Below are 21,018 nucleotides of genomic sequence, written 5' to 3' on the forward strand. Positions count from 1 at the left end.
GCTCGGCGGCGGCGTACGACCCGGACCCGGCGCGGGCGAGCGCGTCGTGGCCGGAGGCGGCGCCGTGGGCTTGGACGGCCCCTGCGGCGACCCGCCCGCGGTCCGCTGCGGCTGCTGCGACGGCGGGGCCGCGGCCGGCTTCGGCGCCTCGGAAAGCGCAGGCTTTGCCGGCTCCTCGGCCTTCTTCGGCGGCTCGGCAGCCGCCTTCGGCGCAGGCTCGGCCGCCTTCGGGGCAGGCGTCGTCGCCGGAGCGGCCGGCGGGGCCTTCGGGGCCTCGGCGGGCGCTGCGACCTGCTTGGCAGGCTCCTCGCCCTTCGGCGCCTCGACGGCCTTCGGCGCAGGCGCGAGCTCGGCCGCCTTCGGGGCGGGCGCGGGCTCTGCCGGAGCGGGCTTCGGGGCCTCGGCGGCAACCGCAGGCGCGGGCTTCGGAGCCTCGACCGGCGGCGGGGGTGCCGCCTCCACGGGCTTCGGCGCGGGCGCCTCCGGTGCCTTCTCGACGGCGACGGGCTTCGGGGGCTCCGCCGCCGCGACCGGGGCCGGAGCAGGGGGCGCCGCGGGCGGAGCAACCTCGCGCGCTTCCTTCGCTTCACGTTCCACCGGCTGGGCGGGCGCCGTCTGCGTCGCTGCGGGCTTCTCGGGAGCGGGCGCGGGAGCAGGCTTCGCGGCCTCGACGACCGGCGCCGGTGCTTGCGCGGTCCTCGGCGCGGCGGGCGTTGCCGCCGTCGACGTCGGGCTCGTCGGGGCGGGAGCGGCGGACGGAGCGGAGGCGCGCGCGGGTGGGATGGCAGGAGCGGCGGCACGTGCGGGGGTCGTCGTCGGCTCGGGGCCGGAGGTCTCGCCTTCGGCGCCCCGCGCGCGGCGCTTCACGACCGTCGGACGGATCCGTTCCTCGACCACCTCGGGCGCCTTTTGCCGCTCCAGATGGCGCTTCACGCGCTCCACCACATCGCTCTCGACCGCGCTCATGTGGTTGCGCACGTCGCCGATACCCATGGACTGGAAGAGCGCGACCAGCGTCTTCTGATCCATGTTTAGCTGTTTAGCGACCTCGTACACCCGAACTTTGCTCATGCACCTCGCTCCAGTAACGACAAACCCGACTCACCCGTCCGCACGACGATCCTGACCGGACCGCGCCCCATCTCCATCGATCCCGCCGCCCGCATCCTTCGGCGTGGACCTTTCCGAGGACTGCTGCCCGGTACCACCGGGGCGCCTCGCATCATGGCGCTTGCGGCTCGCCGCCGCACCTTCCAACGGTGGCGCGGCGAGCCCGGAGGCCGTTTGTACGGCCTCTCGAAGCGCCGCCGCGATCCGATCATCCATGATCGCCACGACGGCGAGCCCTTCCGCGCGCTTCGACGACGCAGCGGCAGAGCACAACGTAGCCAACACCTTCTTCGTCCCCCAGGCGATCGCGCGCCCCTCGGAGACCGCGCGACGCACGGCCGAGAGCTCCGATCCCGCGGCCGCGTCGGTCGCGACCACGATGAGCTCCGCCTCGCCCCGCCCGTCGGCGCCCGTCACCGCGTCCGCCCCGAGCGCGACCTTGCGCGCCCGGGCCGCCGCGACCACGAGCCCTTGCACCCGCCGATCCAGCGCGCGCATGATCGCCCGGGAAAGCGAGGCCGCATCGAGCGGGACGAGCTTGCCCGACGACGTCGTCCCCGACGCTGCCGTCTCCTCGCCCGACGGCTCGGACGCTTCGTCCCAGAGCAGGCTCACCTTGCCCTTGGCTGCCCGCGCGAGCCCCCGCTGCGCCGCCTTCTCGACGCAGGACGGCCTCGGGTGCACGTGCGCGCCGCGGCCGAAGCCGCCGCCCGCCGCGTCCACCGCGACCTCGCCGCCGGGGCCCAGCACGAGACGGACGAGCACGGACAGCGCCGCCCCGGAGCGCGGGATTTCCACCCGCTCTCCGCAGCCGACACACGTGCGCACCCGCGACGAACCTTCTCGGTCCGCCTGCGGCGTCGCTCGTTCTGTCTCTGTCCGTGCTTCCACCATCGTCCGTTTCGTTCTCGGAGTTTGGCTCGTCCGCGAAAGACGAGCTGCGCCCTCTTACGCCTGCTTTGTCGAAGCCGCCACTGCGGCGCGCCTCGCGTCGGCGCGGCCCGCCTCGAGCACCTTCTGCTCGCTCTCCACGAAGTCCCGCGCCCCTTGCCGGATCGCCCGGGCCTTCTTGATGCCGAGGCCGGTCCGGATCGCCAGCCGGTCCTCGTCTTCGCGAAGAATGTCCTCCACGGTCTTGTAGCCTGCCTCTTCGAGGAGGCCCACGGTCCGATCGCCGACGCCACGAATGAACATCAAGCGCTCGCGATCCGTGAGCGGCTCGGTCCGCATGCTCGCGGCCCGGATGCGCTCCTGACGCAGCCGCTCCATGGTCGTGTCGGCTTGCGTCTTGATCCGCTCGGCCACCTCGGCGCCACCGAGACCGGGGATCGCCGCGAGCTCCTCGACGGCCGCCTCGCTGACCTCCTCGAGCGCACGGAAGCCGAGCCGGTACATCGACTTCGCGATCGACTCCGACACGCCGTCGATCTGCTGGAGCGCGTGGATCGCCTCCTCCTCCATCTGCTTGAACTTGGACTCGCTGATGATGTCGAGCTTCCAGTTCGTGAGCTGCGCGGCGAGCCGGACGTTCTGGCCCTTCCTGCCGATCGCGAGCGAGAGCTTCTCGTCCGGCACGACGAGCTCCATGCGCCCGTCCGCCTCGTCGACGATGACCTTGTGCACCTCGGCCGGCTGGATCGCGGCGATGACGTAACGCGCCGGATCCCGATCGAAGGGCACGATGTCGATCTTCTCGCCGCGGAGCTCCTGCACGACCGCCTGCACGCGCGAGCCCTTCATGCCGACACACGCGCCCACCGGATCGACGTCCGCGTCGCGCGACGTCACTGCGATCTTCGATCGAGCGCCCGGCTCGCGGGCGACCGAGACGATCCGCACGATGCCCTCGTAGATCTCGGGCACCTCGGCCTCGAAGAGTTTTTCCACGAGGCGCGGATCAGACCGAGACAAGATCACCTGCGGCCCGCGCGCCTCGCGATCGATGTCCTTCACGTAGGCGACGATGCGATCGCCCGGCCGGTACGTCTCGCGCGGCGTCTGCTCGCGGAACGGCAGGATCCCTTCGGTCTTGCCGATGTCGACGATGATGTTGTTGCCCTTCTCGAAGCGCCGAACGATGCCCCGGATGAGCTCGCCCTTCCGGTCCTTGTACTCGTTGAAGATGAGGTCGCGCTCGGCGTCGCGGACACGCTGCAGGAGCACCTGCTTCGCCGTCTGCGCGGCGATGCGGCCGAACGTCGTACGCCCGGCCTTGAGCTTCAGGATGTCGCCGAACTCCTTGTCCTGCTCGCGCGCCTTCTCGGCATCCTCGGGGCGCCAGAAGACCTGGAAGCCGAGCTCCTCGCCGAGCGTCGCGTCGAGCTTGTGCTTCTCCACGTCGGCGAGCGAAATCTCGCGCTCGGGCTCGGCCACGTCCTCGACGACGGTCATGTACTGGAAGAGGTCGACCTGGCCGCTGTCCTCGTTGAACCGCGCCTCGAGCTCGCGCGTCGGTCCGAAGACGCTCTGGGCCGCCTTCAAGATCGCCGCCTCGATCGTCTCGACGAGGATCTTCCGGTCGATGCCCTTCTCCTTCGCGACCTGCTCGAGGATCGCCCCGAGGCTCGTATCCACGGTGGGCGTCGCTCCCATCGTTGCCATGGCTGCTCGCTCTCCTGATCTCAACTACCGGTTACCGCTTTGCTTCGCCTTGCCCGCGCGCGTGCTCTTCTTCTGCTTCTTCGACTGCGTCACGAGCTCGAACACGAGTCGCGCCTCCACGACATCCGCGAAAGGCGCTTCGATCCGCTTGCCGTCGACGACGACGGCGATCTTGTCGTCCGACGCCTCCGCGATCTCGCCGCGTAGAAAGCTCTGGCCGTCGGGCGCCGGCCGGGCGAGCTTCACACGCGCCAATTTGCCGCGGAATCGCCGAAAATCCGAAAGGTTCTTCAAGCGCCGCTCGAGCCCGGGGGAGGACACCTCGAGGCTGTAGTGGTGCGGGATCACGTCGTCGTCCGTGTCAAGCGCCGTCGAGGCGTCCCGCGAGACCTCGGCGCAGTCGTCGAGCGACACGCCCCCAGCCGGATCCGACGAGTCCTGCAAGCCCTCGCGCTCGATCGTCAAGCGCAAGGTCCACGTCCCCTGGTCGGTGAACCACTCGACATCCACGAGCACCACGCCGTGCGTCTCCAGCACGGGCCCCACGGCCGCGCGGATACGGTCGAAATCGATGGTCTTCTTGCTGGTTTGCTCGTTCGACGCTTGCTGCATGCCTGAGAGGACGGGCGCGAGGCCCCGCGCGGCGAAAGACCGTCTTCGCCAAGGGCGCCCGCCGCGCGAGGGCCCAAGCGAAAAAAAAAGAGCCGATTCCCAAACTTGGGAATCCGGCTCCGCGGATCCGCCTAGTTTTGTCGGGGTGACTCTAAACGAACCTGGGCGGATACGCAAGGGGGCATGGACGCCCACCGCGCACGAGCGAAAAGCCCAGGAAAATCCGCAGTGAAGCGGTCTCCGGGGCGGGCAGGCGTGGCCTCGCTAGGCGAGGTTCGGCAACGATACCACGTCCACGTGGAGGACTTCGTCGAACGCCGCGATTTCTTTCATGCAGGCGTCGCTCGGCCGTCCAGAGACACGCATCTTCGTACACGTCGCGAGCGCGCCGTCGAAGACGGTGTTCGAAATCTCCTCGATGTTGATGCCGTGACGCTTGAGCACGCTCAGCGTGTTCGCCAGGACGCCCACCTTGTCGAGCATGCGAATCACGACGACGTACCGAGCGGGCGAGGTGGCGCAGATGTTCACCACGTTCGGCACGGTCTCCTCGGTCATGAAGGCGCGGATGATACGCGCGGTCTCCATCGCGATCGCCCGCTGCGCTTGCTCGGTCGACGCGCCGATGTGCGGCGTCCCGTACACGATGCCCCGGCCAAAGATGCGCGGCTCGATCGTGCCCGTGCCGCGATCCGGCTCGTTCGGGAACACGTCGAGGCCGACACGCAAGCCCTTCTTCGCGATCACGTCCTCGAGCGCCTCGTAGTCCATCACCTCGCTGCGCGCCGTGTTCACCACGATGGCTCCGTCCGGCAGCGCTTCGAGCACCTTACGACCCACGATGCCGCGCGTCCGGCTGTCGAGCGGGAGGTGAATCGTGAGCACGTGCGAGCGCGACGCGAGCTCTTCGAGGCTGCGGGCGAAGCCGACGTCGAGCCGCTGCGCCTTGTTCTGCGAGAGCGAGCGCGACCAGGCATGCGGCTCGAGGCCGAAGCCACGCGCGCGGTTCAAGACCTCGCGGCCGACGGCGCCGAGGCCCGCGACGCCGATGCGAAGGCCGTAGAGCCCCTCCGCCTGCGCATACCGGGTCTTCTCCCACTTTCCCGCACGCAGATCGGTGGTCGCATCGACGATGCGGCGATCGAGCGCGACTACGAGGCCCATCGTCAACTCGGCGACGGCGATCGCGTTCTTGCCGGGGCAGTTCGCGACGTACACACCACGCGCGCTCGCGGCGGTGACGTCGATCGTGTTCACACCGGCGCCCGCGCGCACGATGAGGTTGAGCTGGCGGCCCGCCTCGATGGCGCGTGCCGTCACCTCGGTTGAACGGACGACGAGGATGCCGATGCCGTCGAGGGCCGCGGGCAACGTGTCCTTGGTAAGCTCCGGGCGGGAAATGATCTCGACACCCAGGATGCGGAGCTCCTCGAGCGCCTGGGTGTCCATCTTGTCGGCGATCAAGAGGCGCATGCGAGGGCGAACGGTAGCAGAAAAGGCAGCGCGGTTGTTCGTCCTCGTGGCGTCGATCGGTTTCTCGGGGTGCACCTCGGATCATCGGGTCTCGCCCTGGGGAGGCGGAGAAATGCCCCCCATCGCGGCGTTCGCCGCTTCGCCCGACATCGAGGCGCAGCTCTCCACGATCGACGCGGAGACGGCGCCCCTCGGCCTGCAAAAGACGTCCGAGATCCGCGCCAAGATGCCGCGTGGAGGCGGCCCCGTGGTCGTCCGCGGCTACGAAGGCGTCGACATCCTCGGAAGAAAGACCTTCGCGGTGCGAGCAGCCACGGTGCACGGCGTCGTGCTGGCCGTGGGACCACGCGACGCAGGACAGCACGCGACGGAGCTCGTCCCCGCGCTCGTCCCCGGCACGAGCGGCAGCTACGAGGACGGCGCGCTTCGCGCGCTCACGGATCTCAACGGGGATGGAACGCTCGACGTGGTGCTGCGAGGAGGCAGCGGCGCGCTCGAGGTGCATCAGATCCTCCCGACGGGATCGGCGCAGTACGACGTCGAGATGACGCTCGTGCCGACGGAGGTCGCCGACGTCGACGAGGACGGACACCTCGATCTCATCGGACGCGTGGCCTTACCGGCCGACGATCCGATCCAGCCCGCGTTCCTGTTGGTCGCGACGTTCAAGGCCGGTCGATACCGCGCGCGCTCGGAGGCCGCGCTCGCGTTTCACACGCGCCGCGCTGACGCGCCGCTCCGAACGCCGAAGGACAAGGACGCGCCGATGGACGACGTGACGCGCGTCCGGCGCGCGCTCGAGCAGGCATGGCACGCGATCCACGCAGGCCGCGAGCGCGCGGCCACGCTGGAGGCGCTGCAGAAGGAGCCGGTCCCGGGTTCGCTGCGAGCATCGTTCGACGCGCATGTCGCGCGGATCCGATCGGCGCAGGCCACGCGGCGCTAGAAGTCGGTCGCGCGCAGCGGGATCTGAGGCATCTGGAAGGCCTGCTGGAACGTGACGACGAACTGACCCGGGAACGGGCCCTCGGGGGCGAACGTGCGCGTCAAAGGAAACCCCCAGTCGACACGCATGACGGAGCGATCGAGCTGCGGGAAGACGGCGCGCAGCCCCACGCCGACCGAGTGCTTCATGCGCATCTCCTCGAAGCCGTCGAACGCGTCGCCGGCGTCGAAGAACGCGACGGGGCCGAGCTGGAAGGAGAAGAGCTGGAAGGGGCGCGCGCGGTACTCGAGGTTGTACGTGAGCACGTCGGAGCCGATGTACGCGAGCGTCGTGTAGCCGCGCAGCCGTGTGTCGCCGCCGAGCACGGTGCGCCGGTTCATGTAGTTGCGGAAGCGCCGGAGGAGGCGCGCGTCGAGGACGAGGCGGCCGATGCCCGTACGCGGGGTCTGGATCCGCACGCCGGCTTCGAGCGAGGCGTCGGCGATGCGATCCGGCTCCGCCTCGACGATCCCCTCGGCGAAGACGCGCGCGATGCCGTCGCCCATCGGCGCCGTGTAGCTCGCCGAAGCCATGGCGCCGAAGAAGTCGCGGCTCGATCCGATCCCGGCAAAGACAGGGTAGACGCGCAGGATGAGGTCGTGGCCGAGCCGGATGTCTTCCTGCAAGCCGAGCGTGTTGAAGTCGAGCACCCGCATGAAGCGCGTCGAGTAAGCGCGCACCTGCGCGAAGGGTCCGATGCGCGTGTCGCTGCGCGGCACGGCGAAGTCGACGAACTCGCGCGCGGCCTCGGGCGCGTAACGAGAGAGATCGTCCTGGCGATAGACGCGGCGGCTCACCTCGAGGCCGACGCTGTAGTCGTGTTTGTTGCGCAGGCCGAAGGATCGCGTGAGCGTGTACGTGCCCGCGAGCACGTCGGCGCGGTAGCGGAAGGGGATCGCGTCGTCCTGCTCCGTGGACTTCGCGTCGAAGGCAGCGAGCCGGCCGCCGACGTAACGACGATCGATCTCGTAGCGCCACGTGATCTGCGCGAGGTGCGACCACTCGGCGCGGGTGGAGTAGAGGGGCTGGCCGTAGGTGAACGCGCCGAAGGATCCCTCGGGGTTGCCGCTCTCGCGGTTCCAGACGACGTTGCCCTCGGCCCGGAAGAGGATGCGGCTGCCGCCGACGCGCGGGATCGAGTAACGCGCGCCGAGAGCGTACGTCTCGGGCTGGAAGTACGCCTGCACGAGCGCGGAGTGGTGCGTGCCGAAGAGGTTCTCTTCGCTCGGCTGGACGAGCAGGTACTCGAGGCGGCCGGAGGCGAAGCGGTAGCCCAGGCCGACGCGCAGGCTCCAGACGTCCTTCGTGACGACGAGGAGCCGCACGCGATCGGGCTTGCTGCCGCGCGCCGCGAACACGAGCACGAGCGAGAACTGCGGGATGTTGCGGAGGTTCCGGCCCGTCTCGTCGGCGAGATCCTGCTTGTACGGTTGCCCCGGCTCGAGGAGGACCTCGCGGCGGACGATGTACTTGCGCGTCGTGGCGTGGAAGATGTTGACGAAGTTCGGGACCGGATCGCGCTGCTCGATGACGTCGAGCGTGACGACGTCGATGGCCTCGATGGTCTTGCCTTCGGGCGACTCGTCGATCGTCTTGCCTTGCGCCGCGAGGACCGCCTTGATCGTCTCACGCTCGTACGGCGAGTACGCGGGCGGCGGCGGCGCTTCGTCGCTCTCCTCGGCCGCCTCCGCGAGGGACGAGGAGAACGACGAAACGAAGAGGGCCGCGAGGACTAGAGCGAGAGTTTGTTGTCTGCGGCCGGATACGTCGCGACGACGTTCACCTTGTAGCGGACGTACTGGTGCGGGATCGTGGGCCAGTCGGGCTTCGGCATCGCACGCTTGACGCAGCGGAGGAGCTCCTTCGCTTTGTCGCGCTTGATGCTCGACGACTTGCCGACGAAGAGGTTCGTCTTCTTCGTGCGGAAGTCCATCTCCAGCACGAAGCTCACGGTGGTTTGCGACTTTCCGGTGGGCGCGCACGCTGTGTTCTCGCGGATGGCGCGGGCGAGGCCGTCCTCGAAGAAGGTAACGTGATCGCACCGCTCCGGTGGGGTCTTCCCGGGCCCCGGGTTCTCGCAACGAATCGTGGTGAACGAGGAGAGGGTGACCGGCGGCGGGCCCGCATCGACCACGAAGACCGGCGCACTCGCGTCCGTCGTGCCTGCGTCCGCGACGGCCGCGTCGGCCGAGGGGATCGAGTCCGGCCGCGGGCCGCGCCAGAGGTACAGAGGAACGGCGACCAGGATCATCCCCGCGACGAGCGCGAAGATGATCTGCATACGCACGGGCCGCTCGCCCCCGCCGCGACCGAGATAACGGTACGGAGACGGCTGCGACGGCGGGCTCGACGACAGCGGGGGCCTGATCATCGTCGGCCGAAGTTCTTCACCGGGAAATCACGGGGTTAGTCGAGGAGGGTCCGGGCCGGTCGACCCGGCTCGCCCTTGACGATGGTGGCGGTGAGCTCGAGTGAGTCCGGCAGCGTGCCTTGCACCTGGGAGAGGACTTGCTCGACGACGTGGCGGGCCTCTTCGAGCGAGTGGCCGACCATCGACACCACGAACTTGAGCGGCCCGGTGCGGCCGGCGACGACGGGCGTGAGGCTCAGCATGAGCATCTCCGTCAGGTCGACGACGCGCTGGGCCGCCTTGCGCAGCGCGAGCATCTCGAGGATCGTCGGCCTCTCGCTCACCTGCCGGTTCGGGCCGCGCAGCTCGTACCGCGCGACCTGCACGTTCACCTCGGCCCACTCGGCGAAGAGCCCGTCCTCGTCGATGGCCTTCATGAGGTGCTCGCGCACGAGCAGGCCCGTGAGGCCGTCGCGCTTCGCAAGGTACTGGCGCGCGCGCTTGTGCGAGGGCGACTCGGGGCCGAAGCTGACGAGCTTCAGGCGGCACTCGCCGACCTGGACCTCGCCGTTGTGCATGAAGGTGATCTGGCTCTTGCGCTCGAAGCCGAACTCCGCGTAGCTGCCGTTCGTGCTGCCGAGGTCCTCGATCGTCCACGAGCCCGACTGGCAACGGAGCAGCGCGTGCTGGCCGCTCACCGTGGCCTCGGGGATCACGAGGTCCTGATCGGCGCGACGACCGAGCGTCATGATCGGTTTGTCGAGGGGCAGGATCTGCCCGACGATCTCCGGCGCGTTCGTCGCGTACGTGATGAGCAGCGATTGGGCGCCGGGCGTGAACGCGGCGGTCTGGGCGCGGCCCGGCGGAGGCCCGGGTTCGAGCCGCTCGCGCGGGAGCTGGATCGGGCTCGTCGTGAGCTGCGTCGGGTTGAAGAACCGGAGGTGACGCGCTTGGGGGCGCATCGTCGGGTCTTCGTTCATGCCGCGGAAGATCTGCTTGACCTCGTCGGTCGCCAGGCCCGCGGGCACGTCGAACATGATCTGCTGACGCATGGGCCGCGCGCGCGGCTTGTAGCCAGGCTCGGGGACGCGGCAGGTCCACATCTCCCAGAGCGTGAGCACCATGGCGTAGACGTCGTCGTCGACGCTGGCGCCGCCGTTGCGCAGGCGCTCGGGCGACATGTAGTTCGGCGTGCCGCCGTCCGGAGGCGCCCCGGGGCGGCGCGCCGAGGCGCGGGCGCGCTCCTGCGCGAAGCCGAAGTCGAGGATGACGGTGCGGCCTTCGCTCACCATCACGTTGCCCGGCTTGAGATCGCCGTGCACGAGGCCCTGCGCGTGGATCGCCGCGAGGCCGCTGCACACCTCCGCCGCGATCTTCCGGAACTCGTCAGCGGTGTATCCGCCTTGAGCCTTCTTCTTCCGGATGTGCGTGTGGAGGGTTTGTCCGGCGATCTTCTCCATCACGAGGATGGGCCCCCAGAGGCTCGGGGCGAGATCGAAGACCTTGCACACGTTGGGATGGGCGACCGATCGCGCGAGCAAGAGCTCTTGCCGCAGCGCCTCGTCGTCGCCAGGCATGCGCGATTCCTCGCGCACGACCTTCAGCGCGACCTCTTGCTGCGTCGAACGGTCGAATGCGAGGAAGACCTCGCCCATGCCACCCTTGCCGAGGCTTAGTCGGATTTCATAGCGGTCGTTGATGACCGTTCCGGGAGTGATCGGGGGGGGAGGAGTTCTGTTGGTCACGACGAGAAGAGGGTCAGCCGCCTCGTTGCCCAGTGGGTCGGGACGGTGCTGGTTTCCCACAAGCGTCGTCCATCTCGGGCGAGAGCGCAACGAGTCCTTTTCAAGAACGAGTACCTTCCCCGCGCGAACAAGCGTTTTCCGCGGTTTCGGGGTCGGTCCGGGCCCACCTCGTGGTCCGGGTGGCCTGTGGCCCCTCTCGTACGTACCCCCCTCCCCTGTCCATTGTGGCCCCCCCGTGGCCGCCTCCCCACGCCCGAAAGGCCATCGAGTGAGCGAGCGCTCCGGTCGATGAACCTCTTCTTGACTGCACGCTCGTTCATCGCCTACGCCGCCCCGTGCGGACCCCGGGATGCAAGTTCAGGGGCCCGCCGATCTCGAGCAGTGGGCGCGCGCGTGCGCCGAGCGAAGGCTCATCGAACGCGCGCGCCGGACAACAGGGAAGCCGGTGACCATGCCGGCGCGGCCCCCGCCACTGTAGCCGGGGACGAAGGCGGAAGAGCCACTGCGCGGAGAGCGCCTCGCTGGTGCGAGCCAGGGAGGCGCGAACGCGCGGGAAGGTCCGCCCGAGGACGATCCGGGAGCCAGGAAACCTGCTGCGTCGAGGCCCGATCGCGGTCTCCGGGGTGGAGCATGCGGCGGGGGGGCCCTCGCGTCCGTGTCTCTCCGTCCATGCCCACGCCGGCGCCGCTCTTCGGCGGGATCGTTCGATCCCGCCCACGAGACCCGAGGGCGCGGGTGTGTCGCCCATACGGAGACGAACATGAACGACGAATCGAAACGCCGGCTGAGCACGCGGCTCGCGCTCGCCCTCACGCTCGGCGCGAGCTTGATGTTGGTCGCTTGCAGCGACGACGGGAACGGCAGCGGCGGCAACGGCGGCAGCGGTGGGAGCGGCGGCGCGGGTGGGAATGGCGGCGCGGGTGGTGGGGGTGGCAGCGCGTGCCTCGACCCTTCGACGTACGCAGATCTTTTCACCGTGAAGGACGCAGGGTTCTGCGTCGTCGGGCTCTACGAATCCGACGCGGTCGTCGGCGCGCCCTCGACGTGGGGGCGCCACGGCGGCCCGGTCGCGGTGAGCCCCGCGCCCGCGCCCGGCTCCGTGACGATCGAGCGCCTCACGCCGCCCGCCGGCGCGACAGGCAAGCTCACCCTCACGACGAACGACGTCGACACGAAGATCCCAGCGATGACGTTCCTTGGAGCTCAAGCGATCGATCTGCCCTTCTTCGACTGGACGGTCGTCTCGTACACGGCCTCCGATCTCACGGGCGAGATCGTCCTGCTCGACGGCACGCTCGTCGCGGCGCGTTACCCGGTGAACGGGTTCTACGCGGGCGTCGGCGTGGGCGACGGGACGCTCGGGCGGCTGCTCTACACGGGGCTCTCGGCCGTGAACGACGCCGCGACGAAGACGAACGCGCTCTACGCGGCCGACGCCTGCGGCACGGCAGCGTCGATGCCCCGACTCGTGCCCGACGGCGACATGACGTGCAGCGCGCCGCTGCCGGTCGACACGTTCGGCGTCGCGTCCGGCCCCATCGCCGCGGATCACGCGGGCAACGTCTTCGTGATCATGTCGGAGGCGAACGGCGATCAAGATGCGCGCGGGTACGCGGCGGAGAAGGTCGCACGGGGCACGGGGCCCACGGCCGGCGCGTCGCTCTTCAAGCTGCCAGGGTACGCGGGCAGCCTCGCCGCGCTCGCGCCCGGCGCGGATGACGCCGGCGTGCTCGCGTTCCAGCCCGTCGACGGAACGACCTTCGACGCGCTCGATGTCGTCGCCCAGCGCTACCGCGTGGAGAACGGGGCCGTCGTCGCCGAGGGCATGCCCGGCGTCTTCCTCTCGGCGGCCACGCCCGGCGCGTCGCTCCCCTTCTTCACGGACGACCAGGATCGGCTCTGGGTCGCCGGGCAACGCGGCATGGACACCACGGTCCTCGCAGTCGTGGCCCGCGTTCCCTGATCCCCTGCAGATCCCGCACAAGTGGTAGCCCGGGAGACCATGCGGCCGAACGCCGGCCGCATGGTCTCTCGGCATCCGCACGCCGGGGGATGTATCTCCGTGACAGGGCGTGATAATCGAGGCAGGACGGGGTGCCCCCATGGGAGGCGTCATGAACTTCCTCGAGCCCGACAGCGATCGCGTCGTCCGCGTGAGCATCGACGCCTTCCTCGAGGGAAGGCTACGCCCGGACGTGGCCGGTGATCGTGTCTTCGAGACGAAGAACAGCCGATATCGCCTGGTCGCGGGCAAGCTCGTGGCCGCGACGTCGTCCCAGCTCGTGGGCTCGGAGCTCGTCGGGTGGCTCGTCGACGAGGAGTCCGACAAGGCGCGTGTCCTGCCGCGATGGTCGGCCGGCGCGCGCGCGGTCCTGCTCGTCAAGCGCCTCGGCCGGCACATCGTGGTCACGTCTGCGACGCTCATGATGGAGGTCGACGGCGTGCTCGTGGAGGGCTCGGACACGCGCCCGCTGGCCTCGGGCAAGGTGAGCACGCCTGCGATGCTCGCCGTGACTCCGCCTTCCGTGCAGGTTCCGGTGATCCCCAAGGCTGCGCCCATGCCGCGCGGGGTTGGGATGGAAATCACCCTCCCCGACGCCGTCGTGGCGGACGCGCCGCCCTCGGCGCCGCGGGCGCCCATCAACCCCTCGACGCCGCCGCCGGGCCCGGGCCCTGCTTCGGGGCAGGTCGTTCCCTCGACCCCCACGCCCCCCGGACGAACCTCGCTCGGCTGACCCCCCTCGCCCTCCTCACCGGGGCAGGTGGTCAGCAGAATTGACACAAGCGCGCGCGACCGGCAGACTTTGTGCGCACCCGAGCGTGCCTTTGGGGGCCGCCGCTCGCCGAGGATCCAAACCCGATGGCCCAGGTTCCACATATGGGCGCGTCCCGACAAGACCAGCAGGCGGAGGGCGTCGATGACCCGAAGGGGGCCGCGCCGGATCCCCTCATCGGGATGGCCATCGGCGGTCGCTTCAAGATCGTCGGCGTCATCGCCCGCGGCGGCATGGGCAAGGTGTACCGGGCCGAGCAAGCGCCGCTCGGACGCATCTGCGCCTTGAAGGTCCTCTCCCCGAAGTACGAGGGCGACCGCGATCCGGAGTTCCACAAGCGCTTCTTCCTCGAAGCGTCGATCGCCGCGAAGCTCACGCACCCGAACACCGTCACCGTGTTCGATTACGGGCAGAGCGACGACATCTATTACATCGCGATGGAGTTCGTCGACGGCAAGACGCTCCACCGCGTGCTGCGCGAGGAAGGCCCGTTCGCCGAGGGCCGCACCTGCCACATCGCTCGGCAGATCTGCCGCTCGCTGCGCGAGGCGCACCAGATCGGCGTCGTGCACCGGGATCTCAAGCCGGGCAACGTGCTCTTGGCGCAACACGGCGATGAACGGGACAACGTCAAGGTCCTCGACTTCGGCCTCGTCAAGGACGTGACCGGCGAGGCGGAGGACCTCACGCAGCAAGGCCTGTTCATGGGCTCGCCGAAGTACATGGCGCCCGAGCAGATCGTGGGCGCGGAGGTCTCGGCGCGCACCGACATCTACTCGCTCGGCGTGATGCTCTACGAGATGCTCTCCAGCAAGGTGCCCTTCGACAAGGGCCCCGGCGTCGGCACGCTGATGGCGCACGTGAACGACCTGCCGCCGCCGATGATCCACTACAACCCGAACCTCGTGATCTCCGAGGAGATGGAGGCGATCGTCCTCCGCTGTCTCGAGAAAGATCCACAGCGCCGCTTCGCGAGCATGGACGAGCTGCTCTCTGCGCTGAAGCGCTGTGGCGGCGGCGCCGAGGAGATGATGACGGGGCCGTACCAGCCCTACGCGCATACCGGCGCGTTCCGCGCGCGGAACCTCGACAGCCTCCCGCCCGGCGACACGACCGGCCTCTCGGGCCCGATGCGCCGCCCCTCGGGTCCGCCTGGGGACAGCGGCCCTTCGACGTCGCTCTCGTCGCTCTCGCTCTCCGGCGCGCGCCCTGCGGCGCTCGGCTTCAGCAGCCCGAGCACGCTCCCCGATCCGCTCGCGGCCTCGCAGCCGATGTCCCTGCCCGACCCCGACACGCTCGCCGGCCAGAGCGGCAAGCGGCGCTTCATGTTGATCACGGGCGTGCTCGTACTCGGCTTCGTGGGCATCATCATCACGCTCACGCAGACGCGCGGCTCCGGCGAGACGACGGTGGGGAGCGCCTCGCCCGCGACGACGCCGCCGCCCACGCCCACGCAGGCCGCGCCGCAGACGCCCGCGCGTCCTGGCGATCGCGTGGTGCACATCGAGAGTGATCCTTCCGGCGCGAGCGTCATGGAGGGCAACGAGACGCTCTGCGGGGGCACGCCCTGCGACGTGACGTTCCGCGGCGCCGGCGCCGCCGCCGACGTCGTGCACAGCCTCACGCTGTCGAAGAAGGGCTACCAGTCGAAGACCATCAAGGTCACGGTCGTCGAGGAGAAGGTGAAGGTCACGCTCGACGCCGCCGCGGGCACCGTGCGCACCGCGCCCGCCACGACGAAGACCGGCGGGAACAAGGATCCGAACTACAAGCCGGACCCTTACAAAGGCAATCCTTACTGACGCGCGTGCTCCGCCGAAATGGCGATCAGGGCGGGTGAATGCTCGTGTAGAGTGCGGTTTGCCCCCGAGGAACCGCCATGTCGTCCGAGCCCTCATCCGCCCACCGTGACGCGCCCTCTGCCTCCAAGGAACCACGACGCTCGCGCCGCACGCGCGCGCTCGTCGCGCTCGCCCTCGCCTGCGCCACGGCCCTCGCCGCGGGCCCTGCGATGGCCGACGCGCGCACCGAGGCGCGGCGGCACTTCCGCGCGGGCATGGAGCTCATCAGCAAGGGCAACTACCCCGAGGGCATCAAGGAGCTCGAGCGCGCGCAGGAAATCCTCCCGCACCCGAACGTCCTCTTCAACATCGCGCGCGCGCACGCCGAGGCCGGCAACCTCGAACAAGCCATCAACGCGTACAAGCAGTACGTCGCGTCCGATCCGCCCGACCGCGCCGAGTCCGCGCAGGTCCTGAAGCAGCTCGAAGAGAAGCTCGCCCTGCAGCGCGCCGAGCAGACCAAGACCACCGAGCCGGCGAAGACCAACGAGGGCGACACCAAACCCGGCGACGCCAAACCCGGCGACACCCCCGGCGATACGAAACCCGGCGATACGAAACCCGGCGATACGAAGCCCGGCGACACCAAACCCGGCGATACCCCTGGCGATACGAAGCCCGGCGACACCAAGCCCGGCGACGCGCAGGCGCAGGCCGACGTGAACAAGCTCGTCGGCAAGGCGCGCGACGAGGACGTCTACCGCGAGACCGTCATCACGGCCTCGCGCGGCGCCCAGAGCCCGCTCGACTCGCCGAACTCCACGACCATCATCACGCGGCAGGACATCCGCCTCTCGGGCATCACGCGCATCCCCGAGCTCTTGCGTCGTGTGCCCGGCATGGACGTCATGCAAATCACGGGCGGCGACACGAACGTCTCGATGCGCGGCTTCAACAGCCGCCTCGCGAACAAGCTGCTCGTGCTCATCAACGGGCAGCGGCCCGCGTACCTCGACATCCTCGGCTCGACGTTCTGGGAGACGCTCTCGATCGACGTCGACCAGATCGAGCGCATCGAGGTCGTGCGGGGCCCGGGCTCCGCGCTCTATGGCGCCAACGCGTTCGCAGGCGTCGTCAACATCATCACGATCGCGCCGGGCGAGGGCCGCACGGGCTTCCGCGTCGGCTACGGCGATACCGGCCAGGGCTACGGCTCGGCGTGGGCCACGGGGCGCGACGGCGACCTCGGCTACCGCGCGTCGGTCGGCTACACGCGCTACCCGCGGTGGACACGCGAGGTGCAGAACGGCCGCGAGGACATCCAGGTCTTCGATCCGAACCAGAACCTCGGCGCGGAGAACCTGCGCGTCGACATCCGCCTCGCGCAGCGCTTCAAGAACAACCGCGAGCTGCAGGTCGGCGGCGGCTTCGCGCGCAGCGACCTCGACGTCTACGGCATCGGCCCGTTCAACGACTACCGCGCCCGCTTCGACAACGCCGACATCACGGCGCTCTTCAAGACCGAGAACTTTTCCGCGCGTGTCTTTTACGCGCGGGTCGCCGCGCAGACGTCGTCGAACCACGACTACTACGGCCACACGCTCTTCCCGAGCCAGGCGAACCAGAACGTCGTCGACGCCGAGCTCAACTTCTTCAAGGACGTCACGTGGCCGAAGTCCGTCGAGCACAGCCTCCGCGGCGGCGCTGCGTACCGCATGAAGTCGATCACCTGGACGTACCTCCAGGACGAGACGCCGATCGAGAACTGGGGCTCGCTCTTCCTCCAGGACACGCTGCGCTTCGGCAAGTCCGTGCAGCTCGTCGTCTCTGGCCGCGCCGACTACGTCCCCTACCTCCAGACCGTGAAGGTCTCGCCGCGCGGCTCGGTCATCATCAAGCCGACCGACCTCCAGTCGATCCGCGTGAGCGGCTCGACCGCCTTCCGCAACACGACCTTCCTCGAGTCGTACCTCGACCTGCCGATCCAGCTCCAGCTCCCGGGCGCCGAGCTCATCTCGGCGTCGCAGCGCTACGAAGACACGGCCTTCCGCCTCCGGCCCGAGAGCATCATCACGGCCGAGGCGAGCTACCTGAACCAGATGAGCGATCGCTTCGAGTTCGAAGCGACCGCCTACTACAACCGCGTCACGGACCTGATCGCGCTCGCCGGCGAGCGGCCGCTCACGCTGGCGAACCGCGCCGACGGGCTCGGCGGGCTCAACCCGGAGACGGGGCGGTACACGGTCGGCTTCGGCGGGTGGCTCAACCGCTGCGACATCCAGAACGTCTTCGGCGGCGAGGTCGGCACGCGCGTCTACCCGATCGAGGGCCTCGACCTCTTCGCGAACTACGCGCTGAACGTCTCGTCGCAGGAGCTGCCGGACGGCTGCTCGGCGCCGACGGATCAGCGCACGAGCCGGCACAAGATCAACGCCGGCGTCCAGCTCCGCACGAAGCCTGGCATCGACGGCGAGATCACCTTCCACTACCAGTCGGCGCAGACCTGGGCCGAGCAGGTCGCCACGCTCTCGGGCATCCAGGTCCAGACCTTCGACATCCCCGGCTACGCGCTCCTGAACGGGCGCATCGGGTGGCGTTTCCCGATCGCCAGCACGACCGGCGAGGTCTCGCTCGTCGTCTACAACGCGCTCTCGGGCCTCACCGACGAAGCGCCGCAGATGCACCCCTTCGGCAACCGCGTCGGGCGCCGGGTCATGGGCTTCTTCCAGCACACGCTGTAGAGGTTTTGCGTGGACATCCAGTTCGTCGGCGCGGCGCAGACCGTCACCGGATCGATGCACGTCGTCCGCACGGAGCACGCCACCGTGCTGCTCGACTGCGGCCTGTTCCAGGGGCGGCGGCGCGAGTCGTTCGAGTACAACCGCCGCCTGCGCGTGCCCGCGCGCGAGGTCTCGGCCGTGGTCCTCTCCCACGCGCACATCGATCACTCGGGCGCGCTGCCCATGCTCGCGAAAAACGGCTTCGACGGCCTCGTGTACGCGACGCCGGCCACGCGGGATCTCGCGGCGCTCATGCTCCGCGACGCGGCGGCGATCCAGCAGGCGGACGCGCGGTACCTGAACAAGCAATCCGTGCGCGAGGGCCGCGAGGACGAGCTCGTCGAACCGATCTACGGCGAGGAAGACGTGCTCGACGCGATCTCGCGGTTCGTCTCGGTCCCCTACCACCGCTCGATCCCCATCGCCGACGGCGTGCGCCTGACCTTCTTCGACGCTGGGCACGTGCTCGGCAGCGCGATCACGGTGCTCGACCTCGAAGAGCGCGGGAAGAAGCGGCGCCTCGTCTTCACCGGGGATCTCGGCCGCGCCGGGCGGCCCATCCTGCGTGATCCCGAGGTCCCCGAGGGCGCCGACGTCCTCATCACGGAGAGCACCTACGGCGATCGCCTGCACGACGGCGTCGACAAGATGGAGGACGATCTCGCGCGTGTCGTCACGCGCACCGTGGCGCGCGGCGGCAAGGTCCTCATCCCCTCGTTCGCGCTCGAGCGCGCGCAGGAGGTGATCTTCGCGCTGAAGAAGCTCCGCAAGGCCGGGCAGATCCCGCGTGTCCCGGTCTACGTCGACTCGCCGCTCACGGTCCGCATCACGGACGTCTTCAAGCTCCACCCCGAGTGTTACGACGCCGAAGCGCGCGCCTTGCTCCGCGGCACGGACACGCCCTTCGACTTCGAGGACCTCGAGTACATCGAGGACAAGGAGCGCAGCAAGCAGCTCGGCGGCGAAGGCAGCGCGATCATCATCTCGGCGAGCGGCATGTGCGAGGCCGGCCGGATCCTCCATCACCTGAAGAACGGCGTGGAGGATCCGCGGAACACCGTGCTCATCGTGGGCTACCAGGCGCAACACACGCTCGGCCGCAGGCTCGTGGAGCGACGCGCGCGCGTCCGCATCTTCGGCGTCGAGCGCGAGCGCCGCGCCGACGTCGTGGTCCTGAACGGCTTCAGCGCGCACGCCGATCAGCGGGATCTCGTGGCCTACGCGGATGCTTGCCGCGCGCGGGGCCCGGCCGGGACGATCGCCCTCGTGCACGGCGAGCCCCAGCCGCAACGCGTGCTCGCGGACAAGATGCGCGAGCGGGGGCACGGCTCGATCGTGATCCCGGCGCCGAACGACAAGCTCGAGATCGCCTGACGTTCAGCCTTTCACGGCCGAAACGATCGCCGCGGTGAGCGGCGCATCCTCGCCGTCGAGCAACGTGCGCACGTCGAAGAGGATGCGGCCCTCCTGCACGCGCGGCAGGACCGGCGGATCCCCCGCGCGGAGACGCTCCGCGATCGTCGCGATCTCTCCGCCCGCCGCATCGAGCGCCACACCAAACGAGGGCAGCGGCTCCTCGGCGCACGCACCTCCCCCCACGGCGCCGCCGAGCTCCACGACGGACGACGTCACGCCCTCACGCGCGAGCTCTCCCTGGATCCGCTCGGCCCGCGCGCGCACGGCGGAGAGCGGCGCGCGCAGCGCGGCCATCGTGGGGATCACGTCGAGGTCGCCTTCGAGGTACGCGGCGAGCGTCGCTTCGAGCGCGACGAGCGGGAGGCGACCGAGGCGCAGGGCTCGCGCCAGCGGATCTTTCCGGCATGCCGCCACGAGATCGGCGCGCCCCACGATCGCCCCGCCCTGCGGCCCGCCGAGCACTTTGTCGGTGCTGAAACAAACCACATCGGACCCCGCCTCGACCGAGCTCCGCACGCTCGGCTCGCCCGAAAGCCCGAGCGACTCCAGATCCACGATCGCGCCGCCGCCAAGATCCTCCAGCAAGAGCACCTTCCGCTCGCGCGCGAGGGCCGCGAGCGCGCGATGCTCCGGCCGCTCGACAAAGCCCACCTGCCGGAAATTTCCTTGGTGCACGCGCAGAATCGCCGCAGCGTCGGGCGCCGCATCGAGCGCGCGCGCGTAGTCCGCGATCCGCGTCTTGTTCGTCGTGCCCACCTCGACGAGCCGTGCGCCCGATCGCGCCATCACCTCGGGCACCCGGAACCCTCCGCCGATCTCCACGAGCTCGCCCCGCGACACCACCACGGGCCGGCCTGCGGCGAGCGCGCCGAGCATCAAGAGCACGGCCGCGGCGTTGTTGTTCACGACGAGCGATGCCTCCGCGCCCGAGAGCTCGCACAGCGCATCCTCGGCGAACGCGCCGCGACGCCCGCGCCGGCCCGTCGCGAGATCGATCTCGATCGACGTGTACCCCGCTGCCGAGCGCGCGAGCGCCTCGGCCACACGCGCGCCGAGCGGGGCACGACCGAGGTTCGTGTGCAGCACGACGCCCGTCGCGTTGATCACCCGCCGCGCGCGCGTCCCGAGCGTTCGCTCGGCGTGCGCGGAGACGCGCAGCGCCACCTCCTCCACGGAGGGACACGGCGCGCCGCCGCGCACGGCGTCGCGTGCTTCGTCGAGGGCTCGCCGCACGAGGCGCGTCAACACGGCGACGCCGAGCCTCTGCTTCGCCTGTGTGAGGGACGGATTCGCGAGGACACGGTCCACCCGTGGGATGCCCCGCAGATCCGCGCCCCCTGTCCCTCGCGTTTCCTCCTCGCCCATCGGCTGCTACATCTACCCGCTCTCCA

15 protein-coding genes and 1 riboswitch are annotated in these 21,018 nt (G+C 69.7%); of the genes, 6 read left to right on the plus strand and 9 right to left on the minus strand.

The genetic code is table 11. The features are described 5' to 3' along the window. The 5 genes from QHF89_RS31340 to QHF89_RS31360 form a co-directional block, all read right to left on the minus strand. The coding region (locus tag QHF89_RS31340) for a translation initiation factor IF-2 N-terminal domain-containing protein (protein WP_284721156.1) at positions 1-1,071 on the minus strand (1,071 nt) is incomplete at its 3' end. A 30-nt stretch (positions 1,072-1,101) separates the two neighbouring features. Beyond that, positions 1,102-1,938 (minus strand): YlxR family protein, encoded by an 837-nt coding sequence (locus QHF89_RS31345; RefSeq protein ID WP_284721157.1) that lies wholly within the window; start codon positions 1,936-1,938, stop codon positions 1,102-1,104. A 120-nt stretch (positions 1,939-2,058) separates the two neighbouring features. Beyond that, entirely contained in the window at positions 2,059-3,711 is a 1,653-nt protein-coding gene (gene nusA / locus QHF89_RS31350; protein WP_136932528.1) for a transcription termination factor NusA, read from the minus strand. Positions 3,712-3,735: 24 nt separating this feature from the next. Further along, on the minus strand, positions 3,736-4,323 hold the full coding sequence (locus QHF89_RS31355; protein ID WP_136968462.1) for a ribosome maturation factor RimP: 588 nt from the start codon (positions 4,321-4,323) through the stop codon (positions 3,736-3,738). Between the two features lie 264 nt (positions 4,324-4,587). Then, positions 4,588-5,796, minus strand: coding sequence for a phosphoglycerate dehydrogenase (locus QHF89_RS31360; protein WP_284721158.1), 1,209 nt, complete (start codon positions 5,794-5,796; stop codon positions 4,588-4,590). Between the two features lie 112 nt (positions 5,797-5,908). Here QHF89_RS31360 and QHF89_RS31365 point away from each other — a divergent pair, with 112 nt between their 5' ends. After that, positions 5,909-6,742: an FG-GAP repeat domain-containing protein gene (locus tag QHF89_RS31365; RefSeq protein WP_136968461.1), complete on the plus strand. Its 834-nt coding sequence runs from the start codon at positions 5,909-5,911 to the stop codon at positions 6,740-6,742. On the opposite strand, the gene QHF89_RS50240 is transcribed toward QHF89_RS31365, so the two are convergent. From QHF89_RS50240 to QHF89_RS31375, 3 genes are read right to left on the minus strand one after another with little or no spacing between them, the layout of a single operon-like run. After that, positions 6,739-8,631: a BamA/TamA family outer membrane protein gene (locus tag QHF89_RS50240; protein WP_425440849.1), complete on the minus strand. Its 1,893-nt coding sequence runs from the start codon at positions 8,629-8,631 to the stop codon at positions 6,739-6,741. The two genes, QHF89_RS31365 and QHF89_RS50240, sit on opposite strands and share 4 nt — an antisense overlap. Further along, the gene (locus QHF89_RS31370) at positions 8,514-9,152 is read right to left on the minus strand and encodes a hypothetical protein (RefSeq protein ID WP_136932525.1); all 639 of its coding nucleotides are present in this window, start codon (positions 9,150-9,152) and stop codon (positions 8,514-8,516) included. The genes QHF89_RS50240 and QHF89_RS31370 overlap by 118 nt, the downstream gene beginning before the upstream one ends. Before the next feature lie 35 nt (positions 9,153-9,187). Beyond that, the gene (locus tag QHF89_RS31375; protein ID WP_284721159.1) at positions 9,188-10,936 is read right to left on the minus strand and encodes a protein kinase domain-containing protein; all 1,749 of its coding nucleotides are present in this window, start codon (positions 10,934-10,936) and stop codon (positions 9,188-9,190) included. A 375-nt stretch (positions 10,937-11,311) separates the two neighbouring features. Then, positions 11,312-11,468: riboswitch (cobalamin riboswitch) on the plus strand. A 168-nt stretch (positions 11,469-11,636) separates the two neighbouring features. Here QHF89_RS31375 and QHF89_RS31380 point away from each other — a divergent pair. From QHF89_RS31380 to QHF89_RS31400, 5 genes are all read left to right on the plus strand, one after another. Continuing rightward, positions 11,637-12,839, plus strand: coding sequence for a hypothetical protein (locus tag QHF89_RS31380; protein ID WP_136968460.1), 1,203 nt, complete (start codon positions 11,637-11,639; stop codon positions 12,837-12,839). Between the two features lie 151 nt (positions 12,840-12,990). After that, a complete protein-coding gene (locus tag QHF89_RS31385; RefSeq protein WP_136932522.1) occupies positions 12,991-13,611 on the plus strand; it encodes a hypothetical protein in 621 nt (206 codons plus the stop codon). 125 nt (positions 13,612-13,736) lie between these two features. Continuing rightward, positions 13,737-15,452, plus strand: coding sequence for a serine/threonine protein kinase (locus QHF89_RS31390; protein ID WP_284721160.1), 1,716 nt, complete (start codon positions 13,737-13,739; stop codon positions 15,450-15,452). Between the two features lie 77 nt (positions 15,453-15,529). Continuing rightward, on the plus strand, positions 15,530-18,172 hold the full coding sequence (locus tag QHF89_RS31395; RefSeq protein WP_136968459.1) for a TonB-dependent receptor domain-containing protein: 2,643 nt from the start codon (positions 15,530-15,532) through the stop codon (positions 18,170-18,172). 9 nt (positions 18,173-18,181) lie between these two features. Further along, entirely contained in the window at positions 18,182-19,585 is a 1,404-nt protein-coding gene (locus tag QHF89_RS31400; RefSeq protein ID WP_136968458.1) for an MBL fold metallo-hydrolase, read from the plus strand. 3 nt (positions 19,586-19,588) lie between these two features. Here the strand turns inward: QHF89_RS31400 and selA are convergent, their stop codons facing one another. Beyond that, positions 19,589-20,992: an L-seryl-tRNA(Sec) selenium transferase gene (gene selA, locus QHF89_RS31405; protein ID WP_136968457.1), complete on the minus strand. Its 1,404-nt coding sequence runs from the start codon at positions 20,990-20,992 to the stop codon at positions 19,589-19,591. Positions 20,993-21,018 lie beyond the last annotated feature (26 nt).

The organism is Polyangium sorediatum (assembly GCF_029946465.1).
GTDB lineage: Bacteria > Myxococcota_A > Polyangia > Polyangiales > Polyangiaceae > Polyangium > Polyangium fumosum.

Excerpts from the sequence above, each read along its gene's own strand:
- QHF89_RS31355 (WP_136968462.1), bottom strand. The coding sequence starts at position 4,323 with ATGCAGCAAGCGTCGAACGAGCAAACCAGCAAGAAGACCATCGATTTC.
- nusA (WP_136932528.1), bottom strand. The coding sequence starts at position 3,711 with ATGGCAACGATGGGAGCGACGCCCACCGTGGATACGAGCCTCGGGGCG.
- QHF89_RS31365 (WP_136968461.1), top strand. The coding sequence starts at position 5,909 with ATGCCCCCCATCGCGGCGTTCGCCGCTTCGCCCGACATCGAGGCGCAG.
- selA (WP_136968457.1), bottom strand. The coding sequence starts at position 20,992 with ATGGGCGAGGAGGAAACGCGAGGGACAGGGGGCGCGGATCTGCGGGGC.
- QHF89_RS31390 (WP_284721160.1), top strand. The coding sequence starts at position 13,737 with ATGGCCCAGGTTCCACATATGGGCGCGTCCCGACAAGACCAGCAGGCG.
- QHF89_RS31360 (WP_284721158.1), bottom strand. The coding sequence starts at position 5,796 with ATGCGCCTCTTGATCGCCGACAAGATGGACACCCAGGCGCTCGAGGAG.
- QHF89_RS31395 (WP_136968459.1), top strand. The coding sequence starts at position 15,530 with ATGTCGTCCGAGCCCTCATCCGCCCACCGTGACGCGCCCTCTGCCTCC.
- QHF89_RS31380 (WP_136968460.1), top strand. The coding sequence starts at position 11,637 with ATGAACGACGAATCGAAACGCCGGCTGAGCACGCGGCTCGCGCTCGCC.
- QHF89_RS31385 (WP_136932522.1), top strand. The coding sequence starts at position 12,991 with ATGAACTTCCTCGAGCCCGACAGCGATCGCGTCGTCCGCGTGAGCATC.
- QHF89_RS31370 (WP_136932525.1), bottom strand. The coding sequence starts at position 9,152 with ATGATCAGGCCCCCGCTGTCGTCGAGCCCGCCGTCGCAGCCGTCTCCG.